This window comes from Kitasatospora sp. NPDC059327 (assembly GCF_042752535.1).
In the GTDB taxonomy this organism is placed as follows: Bacteria; Actinomycetota; Actinomycetes; order Streptomycetales; family Streptomycetaceae; genus Kitasatospora.
The window spans coordinates 59,566-75,404 of record NZ_JBHYYB010000009.1 but is presented as its reverse complement, the minus strand read 5'-3'; the positions used below and the strand labels follow the sequence as shown (position 1 = coordinate 75,404).

General features: G+C 71.2%; 13 protein-coding genes. 5 read left to right on the top strand and 8 right to left on the bottom strand.

Annotation, left to right across the window (positions count from 1 at the left end; translation table 11 throughout):
• Positions 1-282: 282 nt before the first annotated feature.
• On the bottom strand, positions 283-2,445 hold the full coding sequence (locus tag ACFXHB_RS08725) for a collagenase (RefSeq protein ID WP_380573118.1): 2,163 nt from the start codon (positions 2,443-2,445) through the stop codon (positions 283-285).
• A gap of 265 nt (positions 2,446-2,710) precedes the next feature.
• Positions 2,711-3,778 carry a tRNA (adenosine(37)-N6)-threonylcarbamoyltransferase complex transferase subunit TsaD gene (gene tsaD, locus ACFXHB_RS08720; RefSeq protein WP_380573117.1) on the bottom strand — a complete coding sequence of 356 codons (1,068 nt, stop codon included), beginning with the start codon at positions 3,776-3,778 and terminating at the stop codon, positions 2,711-2,713.
• A 161-nt stretch (positions 3,779-3,939) separates the two neighbouring features.
• Here tsaD and ACFXHB_RS08715 point away from each other — a divergent pair, with 161 nt between their 5' ends.
• Entirely contained in the window at positions 3,940-4,542 is a 603-nt protein-coding gene (locus ACFXHB_RS08715) for a superoxide dismutase (protein ID WP_380573116.1), read from the top strand.
• Between the two features lie 60 nt (positions 4,543-4,602).
• On the opposite strand, the gene ACFXHB_RS08710 is transcribed toward ACFXHB_RS08715, so the two are convergent.
• Together ACFXHB_RS08710 and ACFXHB_RS08705 are read right to left on the bottom strand one after the other, a co-directional pair.
• A complete protein-coding gene (locus ACFXHB_RS08710; protein WP_380573115.1) occupies positions 4,603-5,076 on the bottom strand; it encodes a hypothetical protein in 474 nt (157 codons plus the stop codon).
• 11 nt (positions 5,077-5,087) lie between these two features.
• Positions 5,088-6,398, bottom strand: coding sequence for a multiprotein-bridging factor 1 family protein (locus ACFXHB_RS08705; RefSeq protein ID WP_380573216.1), 1,311 nt, complete (start codon positions 6,396-6,398; stop codon positions 5,088-5,090).
• A gap of 237 nt (positions 6,399-6,635) precedes the next feature.
• On the opposite strand from ACFXHB_RS08705, the gene ACFXHB_RS08700 reads away from it, so the two are divergent.
• The 4 genes from ACFXHB_RS08700 (at position 6,636) to ACFXHB_RS08685 (ending at position 9,502) form a co-directional block, all read left to right on the top strand.
• Complete coding sequence (locus tag ACFXHB_RS08700; protein ID WP_380573114.1) at positions 6,636-7,040, top strand: ATP-binding protein; 405 nt, start codon at positions 6,636-6,638, stop codon at positions 7,038-7,040.
• 218 nt (positions 7,041-7,258) lie between these two features.
• Entirely contained in the window at positions 7,259-8,047 is a 789-nt protein-coding gene (locus ACFXHB_RS08695) for a radical SAM protein (RefSeq protein ID WP_380573113.1), read from the top strand.
• 67 nt (positions 8,048-8,114) lie between these two features.
• The gene (locus ACFXHB_RS08690) at positions 8,115-8,813 is read left to right on the top strand and encodes a pentapeptide repeat-containing protein (protein WP_380573112.1); all 699 of its coding nucleotides are present in this window, start codon (positions 8,115-8,117) and stop codon (positions 8,811-8,813) included.
• Entirely contained in the window at positions 8,810-9,502 is a 693-nt protein-coding gene (locus tag ACFXHB_RS08685) for a hypothetical protein (RefSeq protein ID WP_380573111.1), read from the top strand. The genes ACFXHB_RS08690 and ACFXHB_RS08685 overlap by 4 nt, the downstream gene beginning before the upstream one ends.
• Before the next feature lie 66 nt (positions 9,503-9,568).
• On the opposite strand, the gene meaB is transcribed toward ACFXHB_RS08685, so the two are convergent.
• From meaB to ACFXHB_RS08665, 4 genes are all read right to left on the bottom strand, one after another.
• Positions 9,569-10,570 (bottom strand): methylmalonyl Co-A mutase-associated GTPase MeaB, encoded by a 1,002-nt coding sequence (gene meaB / locus ACFXHB_RS08680; RefSeq protein WP_380573110.1) that lies wholly within the window; start codon positions 10,568-10,570, stop codon positions 9,569-9,571.
• A 12-nt stretch (positions 10,571-10,582) separates the two neighbouring features.
• Positions 10,583-12,787, bottom strand: a complete 2,205-nt coding sequence (scpA, locus tag ACFXHB_RS08675; RefSeq protein WP_380573109.1) for a methylmalonyl-CoA mutase — start codon at positions 12,785-12,787, stop codon at positions 10,583-10,585.
• Positions 12,787-14,694, bottom strand: coding sequence for a methylmalonyl-CoA mutase family protein (locus ACFXHB_RS08670; RefSeq protein ID WP_380573108.1), 1,908 nt, complete (start codon positions 14,692-14,694; stop codon positions 12,787-12,789). The genes scpA and ACFXHB_RS08670 overlap by 1 nt, the downstream gene beginning before the upstream one ends.
• A gap of 553 nt (positions 14,695-15,247) precedes the next feature.
• Positions 15,248-15,700, bottom strand: a complete 453-nt coding sequence (locus ACFXHB_RS08665) for a hypothetical protein (protein ID WP_380573107.1) — start codon at positions 15,698-15,700, stop codon at positions 15,248-15,250.
• Between the last annotated feature and the right edge of the window lie 139 nt (positions 15,701-15,839).

Here is a 15,839-nt window from a genome sequence, read left to right as displayed (position 1 = left end):
GGCTCGATGTGTGACATGTAAAATGGCACATGTCGCATGGTGCGGGGAAGGCCTCGGACCGGATTGCCGGCCGTCGCAACCGAAACGTTGTCAGGGCGAACAGCCCTCGGGGGCGTGCCGGTCGCCGCACCGACCCCTCCGCCGTGCCGACCGTGATCCGGCCGGCACGGCGGAGGGCCCCGCCGGTGCGGCGGGGCCCTCCGCCGTCGGTGGAACCGATGGCCCGGCGGTGTCACCACCGGGCGGTTCGACCCCCTGGTACGGCGTCTCCTGGTACGGCGCCTACTGGTACTGCGTGGTGACGCTCACGCCGGCGAAGCCCTGCTGGGCGTAGAGGCTGAAGTAGACCCAGCCGGCGGGCGGGTTGGTGATGGTCAGCTGCTTCACGCCGGCGGGCAGGTTCAGGAAGCTGTAGCTGTAGTTGCCGGTGGTGGCCGCGACGTTGTCCCGGCGGCAGTTCTTGTCGAACTGGCGGGTGTCGGCGACGGTGCAGAGCGGGGCCTGGCCGCCGGTCGGCAGGGTGCCGCAGTTGTCGGCCGCGCAGGCGGTCAGCCAGGTCGCGAAGTCCGCGTCGTAGCCGGTGCCGATGGTCTGCTTCAGGAGGGTGCGGGCACCGTTCCAGTCGCCCGCCCGGTACTTGGCGAGCAGCGTGTTCACGTCCTGCGGGTGCGACTGGAGCATGTAACGGACGGCCAGGTAGCCCCAGTTGTAGATCCGGGTCGAGTCGGCGTTGTCGTAGGTGGTGTCGAAGAGCTCGCTCAGCTTGTAGGTCTTCTTGCCGGCCTCGGTGATGGCGGCGGCGTAGCGCTCGTTGCGGTAGCTGTACGAGATGTACTCGGCGATGCCCTCGACCCACCAGATGGTGGGGGTGGTCATGCCGGCCTCGAAGTCGCCGGCCATGTCGTAGCGGCCGTCGAGGTAGTGGGTGTACTCGTGGTTGAGGTTCCAGATCTGGAAGGTCGGGCGCAGCCAGTCGGCCTCGTGGGCGATGAAGCGGGCCTGGTTGCCGGCCGCGGCCGGGTTGCCCTCCTCGTACATGCCGCCGTTGTCGACGTCGATGCCGTACATGATCCAGGCGTACAGCGAGTAGTTGTAGTAGTCGTCGAAGGCGACGACCTCCAGGTTGGTGTTCAGGTCGCCGGGGATCGCCCCGTTGTCCTTGATGACCTTGTGGAAGAAGGCGTCCTGGTTGATCAGGCTGGTGCAGGTGTCGGACAGCTGCTGGGCCGTCATGTCCTGGGCCCGGATCCGCAGGTTGGCGTTGCAGGTGTGGTTGACGGTCAGGACCAGCGGGACGAGCCGGGTCGGCAGGTCACAGGTGCCGTAGTAGGAACAGTTGCCCTTGTCCTGCTTCTCGGCGAACCAGACCAGGTTCATGGTGAGCGGGCCGGTGGCGCCGACCAGCGGGTACCGGTTGATCAGGTCCTTGACCAGCGGGCGGCCCTGGGCCCGCAGCGTGTCGTTGCCGACCAGGTTGCCGAGCAGCATGCCGACGCCGGTGACCACGTCGCCGCCGTTCAGCTGGGCGGAGTTGCGGGTGACGAAGGCGGCCCAGGTGGTGGCGATGGTCGGGTCGGCCTGGAGGGCGGCGACGAAGCCGGAGTCGGCGCGCTTGGCGTCGAACCCGCCCTCGATGACCCACCCGGCGTGCTGGACGGCGGTGGTCATGGCGTTCGGCCAGCCGCCGGTGTAGCCGGCCAGGAGGCGCTTGACGACGCCCGCGTAGCGGCCGTTCTCGTGGGCGCTGTCGATCAGCGTGACGGCCTCGTTGAGGGTCGCGCCGTTGGCCTCGGTGACGTCCTGGCTGCGCGGGGCGGCGAAGAAGGCGTCCAGCGAGCCGCGGATCGAGGTCTGCAGCGCGATGCCGTAGGCGCCGACGGCGGCGGAGTTGTTGCCCTGCACGTAGTAGCCGGCGCGCAGGAACATCACCAACTGGCCGATGCCGGCGCTGTTGTCGCCGGAGTAGGTGGCAGAGGCGGCGCGCAGCGCGTCGGAGACGGTCACCATCTGGGCCTCGCGGAAGACCTTTCCGGCGTCGGTCCCGGTGAGGTCGAACAGCGGGTAGGTGCAGGTGACGTCGGGGAGCGCCTTGAGCTGCTGGACCAGCGCGCTGCCCGAGGAGGTCATCACACCGGAGAGGTTGCAGTCGACCGCCGCCGCGGCGGCCGAGAACTGCTTCGCGCTCTTGGTGGCGGCCGCCGGGGTCTGCGGCGCCGCCTTGGGGCTGGTGGCCTTGCCGGCGGTCTCCGAGGCGAGCGGGCGGTCGCCGATGCTCGCGTCGGGGGACTTGGGGACCGGGATCGACTTCGGCGCCGGTGCCGAGGTGGTGCCGGTGGTGGTCCTGGCCGCTGCTGCGGACGGACCCACCGGTGCGGCCTGGCTCTGGGGGGCGAGCAGGCCGAGCGCGAGGAAGAAGGCCGCGCCGAGCGCGGGCACTCCGCGCATCGTGGCCTTGGATATCCGGGAGGGACGCATCTGTGGGGGCCTCCGGGGCCGTTCGGGGCCGCGTAGTTGGGGGACGCGACCGCTCGATGTGTGACATGTAAAATGGCACATGTCGCGCGGCGGCGGGAAGGCCTCGGATCGGATTCGACCCCGCCGCAACCGAAACGTTGTCAGAAGACAGTCAGGTCGCCGGGGCGGGCGGGGTCACCGCGGCGGTCCGGGTCGCGGGGAGCGGGTCGGGCGGCCCGGGGTACGAGGGTGCGGGTCAGGCGGCCCGGGTCGCGGCGAGCGGTGCGAGCGCCGCGAACTCCAGCGGCGCCGACGGGTCGATCGACAGTTCGGCGGGCGCCGGCTCGGCACCCGCCCGGACCAGCAGGTCGCCGATCGCGGCGACCATCGCGCCGTTGTCGGTGCACAACCGCAGCGGCGGCACCCGCAGGGTGATCCCGGCCGAGGCGCAGCGCCGCTCGGCCAGTGCCCGGACCCGGGAGTTGGCCGCGACGCCGCCGACCACCACCAGGGTCGAGATCCCGTGGTCGGTGCAGGCCCTGACGGCCTTGCGGGTCAGCACGTCGGCGATCGCCTCCTGGAGCGCGGCGGCCGCGTCGGGGACCTTCGGCTCGGTACCGGCCGCGCGTTGGGCCTCCACCCAGCGGGCGGCCGCGGTCTTGAGGCCGGAGAAGGAGAACGCGTAGGGGTCGTCGTCGCGGCCGGTCAGTGGACGCGGGAAGCGGACGGCCTTCGGGTCGCCCTCGCGCGCGGCCCGGTCGATCGCCGGCCCGCCGGGGTAGGGCAGGTGGAGGATCCGGGCGACCTTGTCGAAGCACTCGCCGGCCGCGTCGTCCAGGGTGTCGCCCAGGTGGACGATCGGATCGCGGGCGAGGTCGCGGACCAGCAGCAGCGAGGTGTGCCCGCCGGAGACGATCAGCACCACGCAGGGGTTCGGCAGCGGCCCGCCGTCCAGCGTCGCGGCGGCGACGTGCCCGGCCAGGTGGTGCACCCCGTAGAGCGGGACGCCGAGCGAGAAGGCGTAGCCCTTGGCGGCGGCCACCCCGACCTGGAGCGCCCCGGAGAGGCCGGGGCCGGCCGTCACCGCGACGGCGCCGACGTCGGCGAGGGTCAGTCCGGCCCGGTCGAGTGCCTCCCGTACCACCGGCGCCATCGCGTGCACGTGGGCGCGGGCGGCGATCTCCGGCACCACGCCGCCGAAGCGGGCGTGCTCGTCCATGCTGGACGCCACCGCCTGACCGAGCAGTCGCCCGTCCTGGACGAGGCCGGCACCGGTCTCGTCGCACGACGACTCGATCCCCAGCACCACCGGCGATCCGGTCATGGTCACACACCCTTAGCGCTCATTACATCTGAGTGTCCATTGTGCACGACGGGACACGGGGAATATGCAGGAGCCCACCCTTCGTTCCTGCAAGCCATACGCAATAGTGTGGTCCCGGCACGATCACCACCGCTGAACTCGCTGAAAGGGCCCGTCTCCTGATGAGCACCTACTCGCTTCCCGACCTGCCGTACGACTACTCCGCCCTGGAGCGGGCGATGTCGGCCGAGATCCTGGAGCTGCACCACTCCAAGCACCACGCGGCCTACGTCAAGGGCGCCAACGACACCCTTGAGCAGCTCGCCGAGGCGCGCGACAAGGACCAGCTCGGCGGCCTGGTCGGTCTGCAGAAGACCTTCGCCTTCCACCTCTCCGGCCACGTGCTGCACTCGCTCTTCTGGGAGAACCTCTCCCCGGAGGGCGGCGACCGTCCCGAGGGCGCCCTCGCCGACGCGATCACCGAGCACTTCGGCAGCTTCGAGGCGTTCAAGAAGCAGCTCACCACCGCCACCACCGGCGTCCAGGGCTCCGGCTGGGGCATCCTCTCCTGGGAGCCGCTCGGCAAGCGCCTGATCGTCGAGCAGGTCTACGACCACCACGGCAACGTCGGCCAGGGCACCACCCCGCTGCTGGCCTTCGACGCCTGGGAGCACGCCTACTACCTGCAGTACCGCAACGTCCGCCCGGACTACGTCACCAAGCTGTGGGACGTCGTCAACTGGCAGGACGTCTCGACCCGCTTCGCGGCCGTCACCGCCGCCTGACCGGCCGACCGGCAACGGACCGGCCCCGGACCGCGAGTGCGGTCCGGGGTCGGTCCCCGCTCACCTCCGCATTCCCTCCGGCCACAGCACCTCCACCGGCACACCCTGCCGCCGCGCGTACGCGACGACATCCGCCGTCCCGCCGAACCCGCGTGCCGGCAGTCCGTCCCAGACGGCGAGGAGCCGGTCGACCTGCCCGACGAGAAGCTCGCTCGCCGCCATGTGGGCCGCCTCGTCGGACTCGACCCGCCCGATCCGGTGAACGGCGGCCGCGCCGTGCAGCAGCCGGTCGTAGACGTCGTGATGCCATTGCGGCAGCCCGGCCCGGTACTCGTCGGCCGGTACGACGACCTCCAGTCGGGCGCCCCGGTCGAGCGCGACCTCGGCCAGCCACGCGTCCGGCCCGTCCGCGATGCAGGACACGATGGTCAGCCGGCTCCGGTCCTCTCCCGCGACCGCTCCTTCCAGCAGTCGCCGGACCTGCCGTTCGATCGACTCGGACAGCCCTCGGTGGCCCGTGATTCCGATCCGCATCGGATTCCTCCCTAGAGATGCATGTCGTACATGCGCTCGTCGAACTCCCGCACCACTTTGGGTGGTGAGGACGTTCTGAACGACCGTCTGAGTGCGCGTCCCCGTTCGACGATGCGCCCTGAACGGAACTGGCGGCCGACTTCCAGGGCTTGCGTCGCCAGCGTGAACGCCGCCTCCACGCGTCCCGCCGCAAGGTGTCCCGCCGCGATGTCCAGCACGAGCAGCGCCCGTTGTTTCGGGTTGCCGGAGGTGAGGACCGGGCCCGCGCTCTCGGAGACCCATCGGGAGAGTCCCAGCTTGGCTCCACAGGTCAACCGGAAGCCGGCGACCTTGCTCTCATCGAAGACGAACACCCACGGCCAGGGGGGTGGTTCAGCTACCGCATCGGCCTGGACCACCGTTCTGCTGTGCACCAGTGAACGGTCCGCACTGCGCTGGTCGCCGGTGGCCGCGTGCCCGAGAGCTTCCACGGCCGACAGCCATGCGTCGGCGACCGCGGGGGAGCCGGAGTCCAGGAAGCCCCGGGCCCGCCTCACGAGGCTGAGTGCCTGGACTCCGTTGCCGGTGTGTGCCTCGAACTGCGCCAGACTTCCGGCCTGGTACGCGGCGAGGAGCGGACTCGTCCCTGACCTGGCCGTCTTGACGGCTGCGCCGTAGAACGACCGGGCCGACCCGTTGTCCCCCGTGTCCCACGCCAGCCAACCAGCCAGGCTCGCCGCCTCGCTGGCGGCAGCGATGAGCCCGGTCCGACGACCATCGGTCGGGGCCGTTCTGACCAGTTTCCGAATCAGCCGAAGATGCGAATGGACGGCATCGGCCAGATCTCCGGACGGCGTCGAACCGTCCAGGCGACGGTAGGACATCGTGACGAGGCGCAAGGACGCGGCCTGCTGCTCGCCCTCATCGACGGGGTCCGCGCCGGCGACTGCCAGGGCGGGTGATGCGGCGGCTGCCGCTACGACTCCCAGGAATTGACGTCTCTGCACGCTCTCGGCTCCGCTCCGTGCCTGGATCGTGGGTCCGGCGAGACCCACCAGAGCCGCTGGAATGTCCAGGTGCTCCGACATCCTCAGCAGCACATCCATGGCGTACGGGCTGGTGCCCCTCTTCTCCAGCCGTGAGACGGCCGACTGCGAAAGGCCGCACATCTCGCCCAACTGGGCCTGTGTCATGCGCCGATGGGTTCGCGCCAGCTCGATGACCCTGCCGTAGTCCCTGGTCCGGGATGCCTCTCGGACCACTGCCGAATTCCAGTTCAACGGCCCACCCCACTGTACGAGTGCCGGCACGCCGAGCGGCGCAGTCCGATGCGGCGCCCGCATATCCGTATGCGGGCGCCGCATGATCGATGGTCTCACGGAGGTGACGGCTTGTTGACTGACAGTGAGAAGAGGGGCTGGTGAGTCGGTGTCGCGGTCGTTGCCGCGACACCGACTTGTGCCCCTGTGCTGGCAGTTGATCTGCCCGGCCTTGGAGGATGTCCGTGGTGATCAGTCCGCTGAGCAACGCGCGGTTCCCGGTCCCGTTGGAGGGGGGGAGCGCCGCCGGGGCTGGAGGCGGTGCCGGCGGCGCGGCGCATGGTGACGGCGATCGTGCGGGGCTGGGGAGTGCCGCTCGCGCCCGGCGTGCTCCAGGACGTGGAGTTGTGTGCGAGTGAGGTGATCGCCAACGCTCTGGTGCACACCCAGGCCGACTGCGCGGTGACCGTCCGGCGCCACGCCGGACGGTTGCGGGTCGAGGTCGCGGACCGGTGCCCGGCGCTCCCGCGGCGGGAGCGTGACGCCGAATCCTGCGGTGGACGTGGGCTGTTGCTGGTGGCGGAGCTGGCGCACGCCTGGGGGTGGTACCCGGCGGGGACGGGCAAGGTCGTCTGGTTCGAGTTCTTGGAACCCGCCGAAGCGCCGTGCCCCACCCACGGGTGGGGCACGGCGTGCGACCTCCACTCCCTGCCCGAGGTGGCGTGATGACGGGGCTCGACAGGTCGACCGTGGTGCGCCTGGTGTGGTGGCTCCTCTTCTCGGCCGTCGTGACGGTCGGGTTCGCCAAGGGCTGTGACCGATGACCGCCGGTGTCGGGCGCCGCTGACGGATCGCCGCACGGCAACGGAACGGGCTCCGGACCGCTCTCGCGGGGCCGGACCGGGCCGTCGAGAATCACGTACGTACCGAGAGAGGGGATTCCCATGCCCGATCCACCAGGACGCGACCGGTACCGGCGGAGGATCGCTGCTGTACCGCGAACCCTGGTCCTCCAGCCGGACGGGTACTGCAACGTCAGCTGCGGCTACTGCTACCTGCCCGAGAAGGACAGGCGCACGCCGATGCCGCTTCGCGTCGCCGAAGCGGTGGCCAGCTCTGCCGCGCGGTTCGCGACTCCTGCCGCGCCGGTGGAGCTGGTCTGGCACGCCGGTGAGCCGCTCACGGTCGGGGTGCGGCGTTTCGCCGAGCTCGCCGAGCCCTTCGAATCCCTGCGCCGTGCGGGGGCACTGCACCACTACGTGCAGACCAACGGAACCCTGATCAGCGACCGGTGGTGCGAGTTGTTCGTCGAGCGCGAGGTCCGGGTGGGCGTGAGCATCGACGGCCCGGCCGACTGCAACACCACGCGGGTGGACCGGCGCGGCCGACCGATCTTCGACCGCATCGTCAAAGGCATCACCCGGCTCCGCCACCACGGGATCGGCTTCCTGCGAGTTCTTCGACTTCTGCCGGGGTGCGCAGGCCGGCAACCGGTACTTCGAGAACGGCAGCTTCGACACCACCGAAACGAGCTACTGCCGCGTGTCGAGGCAGGCCCTTCTCGTGGCCCTGTCCGATACCGTCCGCAAGGAGACCGCAGCATGACCCTGATCGAACTGCTGGCCACTACGGAGGCCGACGTGATCACCGATCTGGTGGGTGCGACGACGGTCGGCCCCGTCATCGCGAAGTCCGACAACCGACCCACCTGGGACAACTGGAACAAGAAGTAGCCCCGTAGGCGACGCTGGGCCCGCGAGCCTGCTCGCGGGCCCAGCGGTTCACGAGAGAGACACGATCATGGAGACTCGTACCTTCGGCCGCGTTCGCGTCACCCTGCCCGGCCTCGCCGACGGCTACCTTTCGAACGTCACCTCGCTGGAGAACAGCCGTGGCACCGTCCAGGACTTCCGGTACGCCGACGCCGACCTGCGGGATCTCGACCTGGCGCACGCCCAGCTGATCACCGGCCGCATCGGAAACCTGCGTGCCGCCCGTGTTCGGCTGGAGGACGTGCGCGCCGATTCGGTCGAGTTCGACGGCTGCGACCTCGGATCGGCGCAGTGGGTGGACAGCAAGCTGTCCCGGGTGGTCTTCCGGAACTGCAAGATCATGGGGGCGAACCTCAGCGGTCTCACGCTGGACAACGTGATCTTCGAAAGCTGCAGACTCGACTACTCCGCCTTCGAGCAGGTCCGAGCCGCCGGACCGGTCGCGTTCTCCCGGTGTGTTCTCTCCGAGGCAACCTTCACCGGGTGCGATCTGACCCGCGCCGTTCTGGAGGACTGCACGTTGCGCGCCGCCGAGTTCGGGCGTGGCACCTACAAGGATGTGGACCTGCGCGGGAACGAGCTGAGCGGCATCAGGGGCGCGGCCAACCTGGCGCGGGTCATCATCGATCGCGCTCAGGAGGCCGACCTGGGCCAGGCGCTGACCGCCGAACTCGCGGTGACATGGGGGGACGATCTTCCAGTCGGGGGAGGGAGGGTTGGCCGATGAGCCTCGCCATCGCGGCCGGGTTCGGCGTGTTGGCCGGTCGCTGCGATACGGCCGATGTGCGTGCTGTTCACGGACACCGGGCCTACGAGGACGGCGCCGTGGTGCCCTCCGGTCCCTGGCGGCCGCTGACCCGGGACCTCGCCCGGGGCTTGGCCCCGGCTGCGGGCACTCCGGACGATGTCCTGGTGGAGCTTGTCGATGTCAAGAACATCGACCGAACCTGGCTCGACCGCCCGGGCGTCACCCGACTCGGCCGGGCGCTCAGCCCGGCCGACGGCCTCACCACGACATCGCACCACGGCAGCGGCCTGCTGATCGGCCTCCACCTCGACAACTGGGACAGGCTCCCGTACGCGGCCAAGCACACCGGTCGCCGTCGACTGTGCATCAACCTCGGTCCCGGTACCCGATACCTGCTCGTCTGCGATCAGGACGCACAGACCGTCTGCCGTGCCGTGCACAGTGACTGGACCGCGCGCTACCCGCACACCGACGACCTGCGAAGCTATGTGATCGAGGGTCGGCCAGTGCGCTGCTACCGGCTGCGACTCGACCCTGGTGACGGCTACGTGGCTCCCACCGAGTTCCTGCCCCACGACGGTTCCACCGAGGGGCAGCAGGAATCCACGGCGGCCTTCTGGCTGGGCCGTTGGCCGAGCGGCCTCTTCGCGGCGGGCAACGCCGTCTGACCGGGGCGCGGCAGGAGCGGACGGCTCCGGACCGTTGTGTTCACCGGTCCGGAGCCCTTCCACGCATCAGCCGCCTTCCGGCGGGCCGGAGAACGCGTCCAGGATCCGTTGGGCCGCCAACCCGGCCGGCAGGGTGCCCGCGCGGACCTGGCGTTCCAGGTCGGGGGCGAGCCGCTGCACCTCGGGGTGGGCGTGCAGGCGGGCGTAGAGCTGGTCGTGGACCATCGCCCACGTCCACTCCACCTGCTGGTCGCGGCGCTTGGCGGCGAGGGCACCGGTGGCGTCGAGGACCTTGCGGTGCTGCTGGAGCCGCTCCCACAGCACGTCCAGGCCGGCGCCGTCGCGGCCGCTGCAGGTCAGGACCGGCGGGTTCCACGGTGCGTCCGGTGGCTGCAACAGCCGCAGCGCGCCAGCGAGTTCGCGGGCGGCGGCCTTGGCGTCGGTCTCGTGCGGGCCGTCCGCCTTGTTGACCGCGATGATGTCCGCGAGTTCCAGCACGCCCTTCTTGATGCCTTGGAGCTGGTCCCCGGTGCGGGCCAGGCTGAGCAGCAGGAAGGAGTCGACCATGCCGGCCACCGTGGTCTCCGACTGTCCGACGCCGACCGTCTCGATCAGCACCACGTCGTAGCCGGCCGCCTCCATCACCACCATCGACTCCCGGGTGGCCCGGGCCACCCCGCCGAGCGTGCCGGACGTCGGCGAGGGGCGGACGAAGGCGTCGGGGTCGACCGCCAGGCGCTCCATCCGGGTCTTGTCGCCCAGGATGGAGCCGCCGGTGCGGCTGGACGTCGGATCGACGGCGAGCACCGCGACGCGGTGGCCCAGCCCGGTGAGCATGGTCCCGAAGGCGTCGATGAAGGTCGACTTGCCGACACCGGGGACGCCGGTGATGCCCACCCGGACGGCCCCGCCCGCGTGCGGCAGCAGCGCGGTGAGCAGCTGCTGCGCCAGCGCGCGGTGGTCGGGCCGGGTGGACTCGACGAGGGTGATGGCCCGCGCGATGTACGCGCGCGAGCCCTCCCGTACTCCCTGGGCGTACTGGTCGAGGTCGATCGTCCGGGGCGCCATCGGCTCAGCGCCTCAGATCTCGTGGCCGAGATCGGCGGCGAGCGACGTCAGCAGGTCGTAGGCGGCCTCCGGGATCACCGTGCCGGGCGGGAAGACGGCGGCCGCCCCCGCCTCGTACAGGGCGTCGAAGTCACCCGGGGGGATGACCCCGCCGACCACGATGGTGATGTCCTCCCGGCCGGCCTCGGCCAGTTCGGCGCGCAGGGCCGGCACCAGGGTGAGGTGGCCGGCGGCCAGCGAGGAGACGCCGACGATGTGCACGTCCGCCTCGACGGCCTGGCGGGCGACCTCCGCCGGGGTCTGGAACAGCGGACCGACGTCGACGGTGAAACCGAGGTCGGCGAAGGCGGTGGCGATCACCTTCTGCCCGCGGTCGTGGCCGTCCTGGCCCATCTTGGCGACCAGGATGCGTGGGCGCCGGCCCTCGGCCTGCTCGAACCGCTCGACCAGGTCCCGGGTGCGCTGGAGGGGGGCCGAGGGCCCGGCTTCGTCTCGGTACACACCCGAGATGGTACGGATCTGGCCCGAGTGGCGGCCGTACACCTTCTCCAGGGCGTCCGAGATCTCGCCGACGGTGGCCTTGGCCCGGGCCGCGTTCACGGCCAGGTGCAGCAGGTTGCCGTCGAGCGAACCGCCGCGCTGCGCGCCGGCCTCGGCCGCCCGGGTGAGCGCGTGCAGGGTGGCCTGGGTGACGGCCTCGTCGCGCTCGTCGCGCAGCCGGCGGAGCTTCTCGATCTGGCGGGCGCGCACCGAGGAGTTGTCGACCTTGAGCACGTCGATCTGCTCGTCGCTGTCCACCCGGTACTTGTTGACGCCGATCACCGGCTGGCGGCCGGAGTCGATCCGGGCCTGGGTGCGGGCGGCGGCCTCCTCGACGCGCAGCTTGGGGATGCCGGCGTCGATGGCCTTGGCCATGCCGCCGGCCGCCTCCACCTCCTGGATGTGCTGCCAGGCGCGGCGGGCCAGGTCGTGGGTGAGCTTCTCGACGTACGCGGAGCCGCCCCACGGGTCGATCGACCGGCAGGTGCCGGACTCCTGCTGGAGCAGCAGCTGGGTGTTGCGGGCGATCCGGGCCGAGAAGTCGGTCGGCAGCGCCAGCGCCTCGTCGAGGGCGTTGGTGTGCAGCGACTGGGTGTGGCCCTGAGTGGCCGCCATCGCCTCCACACAGGTGCGGGTGACGTTGTTGAACACGTCCTGCGCGGTGAGCGACCAGCCGGAGGTCTGCGAATGGGTGCGCAGCGAGAGCGACTTGGCGTTCTTCGGGTCGAACTGCTTGACCAGCTTGGCCCAGAGCAGCCGGGCCGCGCGCAGCTTGGCGACCTCCATGAAGAAGTTCATGCCGATCGCCCAGAAGAACGACAGGCGCGGCGCGAAGGCGTCCACGTCCAGCCCGACGTCCAGGCCCGCCCGCAGGTACTCGACGCCGTCGGCCAGGGTGTAGGCCAGCTCCAGGTCGGCGGTGGCCCCGGCCTCCTGGATGTGGTAGCCGGAGATGGAGATCGAGTTGTACCGCGGCATCTTCTGCGAGGTGTACGCGAAGATGTCCGAGATGATCCGCATCGACGGCTGCGGCGGGTAGATGTAGGTGTTGCGGACCATGAACTCCTTGAGGATGTCGTTCTGGATGGTCCCCGCCAGCTTCTCGGGCGCCACCCCCTGCTCCTCGGCCGCCACGATGTACAGCGCCAGCACGGGCAGCACCGCGCCGTTCATGGTCATCGACACCGACATCCGGTCCAGCGGGATGCCGTCGAAGAGCTGGCGCATGTCGTAGATGGAGTCGATCGCCACGCCGGCCATGCCGACGTCGCCGGTGACCCGCGGGTGGTCGCTGTCGTAGCCGCGGTGGGTCGGCAGGTCGAAGGCGACCGAGAGGCCCTTCTGACCGGCCGCCAGGTTGCGGCGGTAGAAGGCGTTGGACTCCTCGGCGGTGGAGAAGCCGGCGTACTGCCGGACCGTCCACGGCTGGTTGACGTACATCGTCGGGTACGGGCCGCGCAGGTACGGGGCGATGCCGGGGTAGGTGCCCAGGAAGTCCAGGCCCGCCAGGTCGTCCGCGGTGTAGAGCGGCTTGACGCCGATGCCCTCGGGGGTGTCCCAGAGCAGCTCGTCGACGTCCTTGCCGGTGGCCTGCCGCCAGGCGCCGCGCCACTGCTCGCCGGTGACGTCCGCCCGCCCGTCCCCGGCCAGTCCGATTCCGGTGAAGTCGGGGATCATCAGGCCACTCCGCTTTCGTCGGTGATCTCGTCCAGGAGCGAGGACAGGACCGCGACGGCGTCGCCGCCCGCGACCACGAACCCGTCCACGCCTGCCCGCTCGTACGCCTCGCGCAGCTCGCCGGGCCGGCCGGCCAGCAGCACCCGCCGGGCACCGGCCGCCTTGAGCGCCTCGGCCACGGCCTCGGCGTGCTCCCCGTACAGCTGGTCGCTGGAGCAGAGGCAGGCCACCCGCGCGCCGGAGGCGGCGAAGGCCTCGGCGACCCTGGCCGGGGCGCCGGGCTCGGTCACCGCGGTCTCGACGGCCGTGGTCGCGATGCCGCCGGCCTGGAACAGGTTGGCGGCGAAGGTGGTGCGCGCGGTGTGCGCGGCGGCCGTCCCGAGGGAGGCCAGGAAGAGGGCCGGGCGGGCCCCGGTGGCGGCCAGCCGGGCGTCCGAGCGGGCGCGCAGCGCCTCGTACGCGTCGGCGCGCCGCACCCGCGGCAACCCGCCGCCGGGCCCGGCCGGAGCCGGCGGGCGGACCAGCGACTGCTCGTCCAGGTTCGGGAACTCGCTGACACCGGTGATCGGTTCACGCCGCTTGGCGAGGGCCGTGGTGCGCTCCGCCCAGGTGGCGGCGATCCGCTCGCCGACCAGGCCGGAGCCCAGCGCGGCCCGCTGGCCGCCGGCCCGCTCGATCTCCTGGAACCAGTCCCAGGCGGCGTGCGCGAGCTCGTCGGTCAGCTGTTCCACGTACCAGGAGCCGCCGGCCGGGTCGACGACCCGGGCCAGGTGGGACTCCTCCAGCAGGATCGACTGGGTGTTGCGGGCGATCCGGCGGGCGAAGGCGTCGGACAGGCCGACCGCGCTGTCGAACGGCTGGACGCTCACCGCGTCGGCGCCGCCGACCCCGGCGGCCAGACAGGCCACCGTGGTGCGCAGCATGTTCACCCACGGGTCGCGCGCGGTCATCATCACGGCCGAGGTCACGGCGTGCTGACGCTGCGCCGAGGCCTCCGGCGCGGCCCCCGACACCTCGGCCACCCGGGCCCAGAGCCGGCGCGCGGCACGGAACTTCGCGATCGTCAGGAACTGGTCGGCGTCGGCCGCGTAGCGGAACTCCAGCTGGCCGAGCGCGGCGTCGACGGACAGCCCGGTGGCGGTGAGCGCGCGCAGATAGGCGACGCCGGTGGCGAGGGAGCAGCCGAGCTCCTGCGCGGGGGAGGCGCCGGCCTCGTGGTAGGGGAGGGCGTCGACGACGAGCGCCCGCAGGTGCGGGAAGCCCCCGGCACAGCGGGCCGCGAGAGCAGTGGCCTCGGCGAGCAGGGTCTCGGTCCGCCCGGCCTCGCCGGTGCGGGCCTCCAGACCCAGCGGGTCGGCGCCGAGGGTGCCCGCGGCGGCGCCGGCGGAGATCTCGCGCTCCTCGTAGAGCGTGAACAACTGCTCGGCGGCGGCGGTGAATTCCGGTCCCGCGTCGAGCACGATGCCGGCCAGGTCGAGGTAGACGCCGGTCAGCGCCTCGGGCAGGGCCGCGACCGGCAGGGCGTCGCCGCCCAGCTCCAGCCAGAGCGAACTCCCGCCGTTCTCCAGATCGGCCAGTACCGCCTCGTTGGCACGGCGCGGGTCCGGGTCGGTGTGCCGCTGGCGGACGTCCCAGCCGGAGACCGAACTGCCCTGCGGCCGCCCGCCGCGGACGAACGGCGGGAAGCCCGGGTAACCGGGCTCGGCCGAGGAGTCCTCGGCGGTGTACAGCGGGCGGGCGCGCAGCCCGTCCTGGAGGGCGGTGGTGAGCGCCTGCTCGGCCGCTGCGCCGTCCGCGGGCTGCGCACCCGACTTTCGCAGCACGCCCTCGACGAGGTGCTGCCACTGCTCGCGGTGTGCGGCCGGGAATTCGGCGGCCAGGGGAAGCCCTTCGGGCGGGACCGTCATGCCCGCAGGTTAGCGCTCGTTCGCGTGGGCGCAGCAGAGGACGAGGGTGTGACCTTGCCCTCGCTTTGTGCTTCGTCGCACTTCAGAGGGGTCGGCGCCGGGATGCCCCGGGTCGTGCCGGAACCGGAAGTTCTCAAGGGGTGGACGGTGGGGCCGGTGTGGAGGGGGTGGGGCGGGGTGCGGAACCGCACCGGCTGCATCTTAAGGTGCTTAGTAGAAGTGCGTCGGGTGCCGCCGTCCGGGCCTCCCGCTCCGCCTCCGCCTCCGCCTCCGCCGAACGTCGCGCGTACAGCGGTCCGGCCGGCGGCCGCGCCGGCGCGGTCGTCCAGTTCGCCTACGCGCAGCCGGGCAAGCCCTATGTCCGGGGTGATGCCGGACCGTCCGGCTTCGACTGCTCCGGCCCGACCGGCCCGACCGGCGCGGCCCGGCGGGCCGCCGACGTCAAGTCGCCCCGGATCTCCCAGGGCCGGTGGAAGGTCCGCCGGCGGATCGCCCGCGGCGATCTCCAGCCCGGCGACCTCGTCCCTGCGTCACGGTCGACCTCGTCCTTGTGTCACGGTCGAATTGCCCAGCGGCCGTCAAGATTGAACGAGTGAATGGGGGTGTCGAAGTTCACGATCCATTCACCCCGAAGGAAGCCGCCCAGAAAAAGCCTGACAGTCTGGGGCGTGAGGGCGGAGGTGGGGGGAGCCTCCGAGAAGGTCCGCAGGGTTGCGTCGGGCTCCTGCGAGGGAATGGCGGCCATCGAGACCGGGCTTGTCACAATGAGTGAGTTCAGCTGCTGCTGGAGATTCGAGGTCGAAACTCCGGAGATGTCCAGGCTGAGAAAGCTGTAGTCCGCCCCGAATGCGCCAGAATTGTAGAATCGGAATCCGAAGTCTACTTGCGGGTTGCCGAGGTCATCGATCTCGCCGATGACCATGCTGATGGGGAGGAGGCCGGTCGTGTCACCGCCGGGAATTTGCATCGTTTCATCCAGTCCGGGGCCGGCGATATGAACACGCACTGCCCTGCGGTCGGGTTTCCTCATCGCGCTGCCCGGGGCCGACTCCGGCAGGTGAACGGCGTCCGGAGGTCGCCGTGGAGGCCATGGCCGGCGATATGGGTCAGCGCACACGCCCACTGTGTGGGAAGGGGGTGGATCC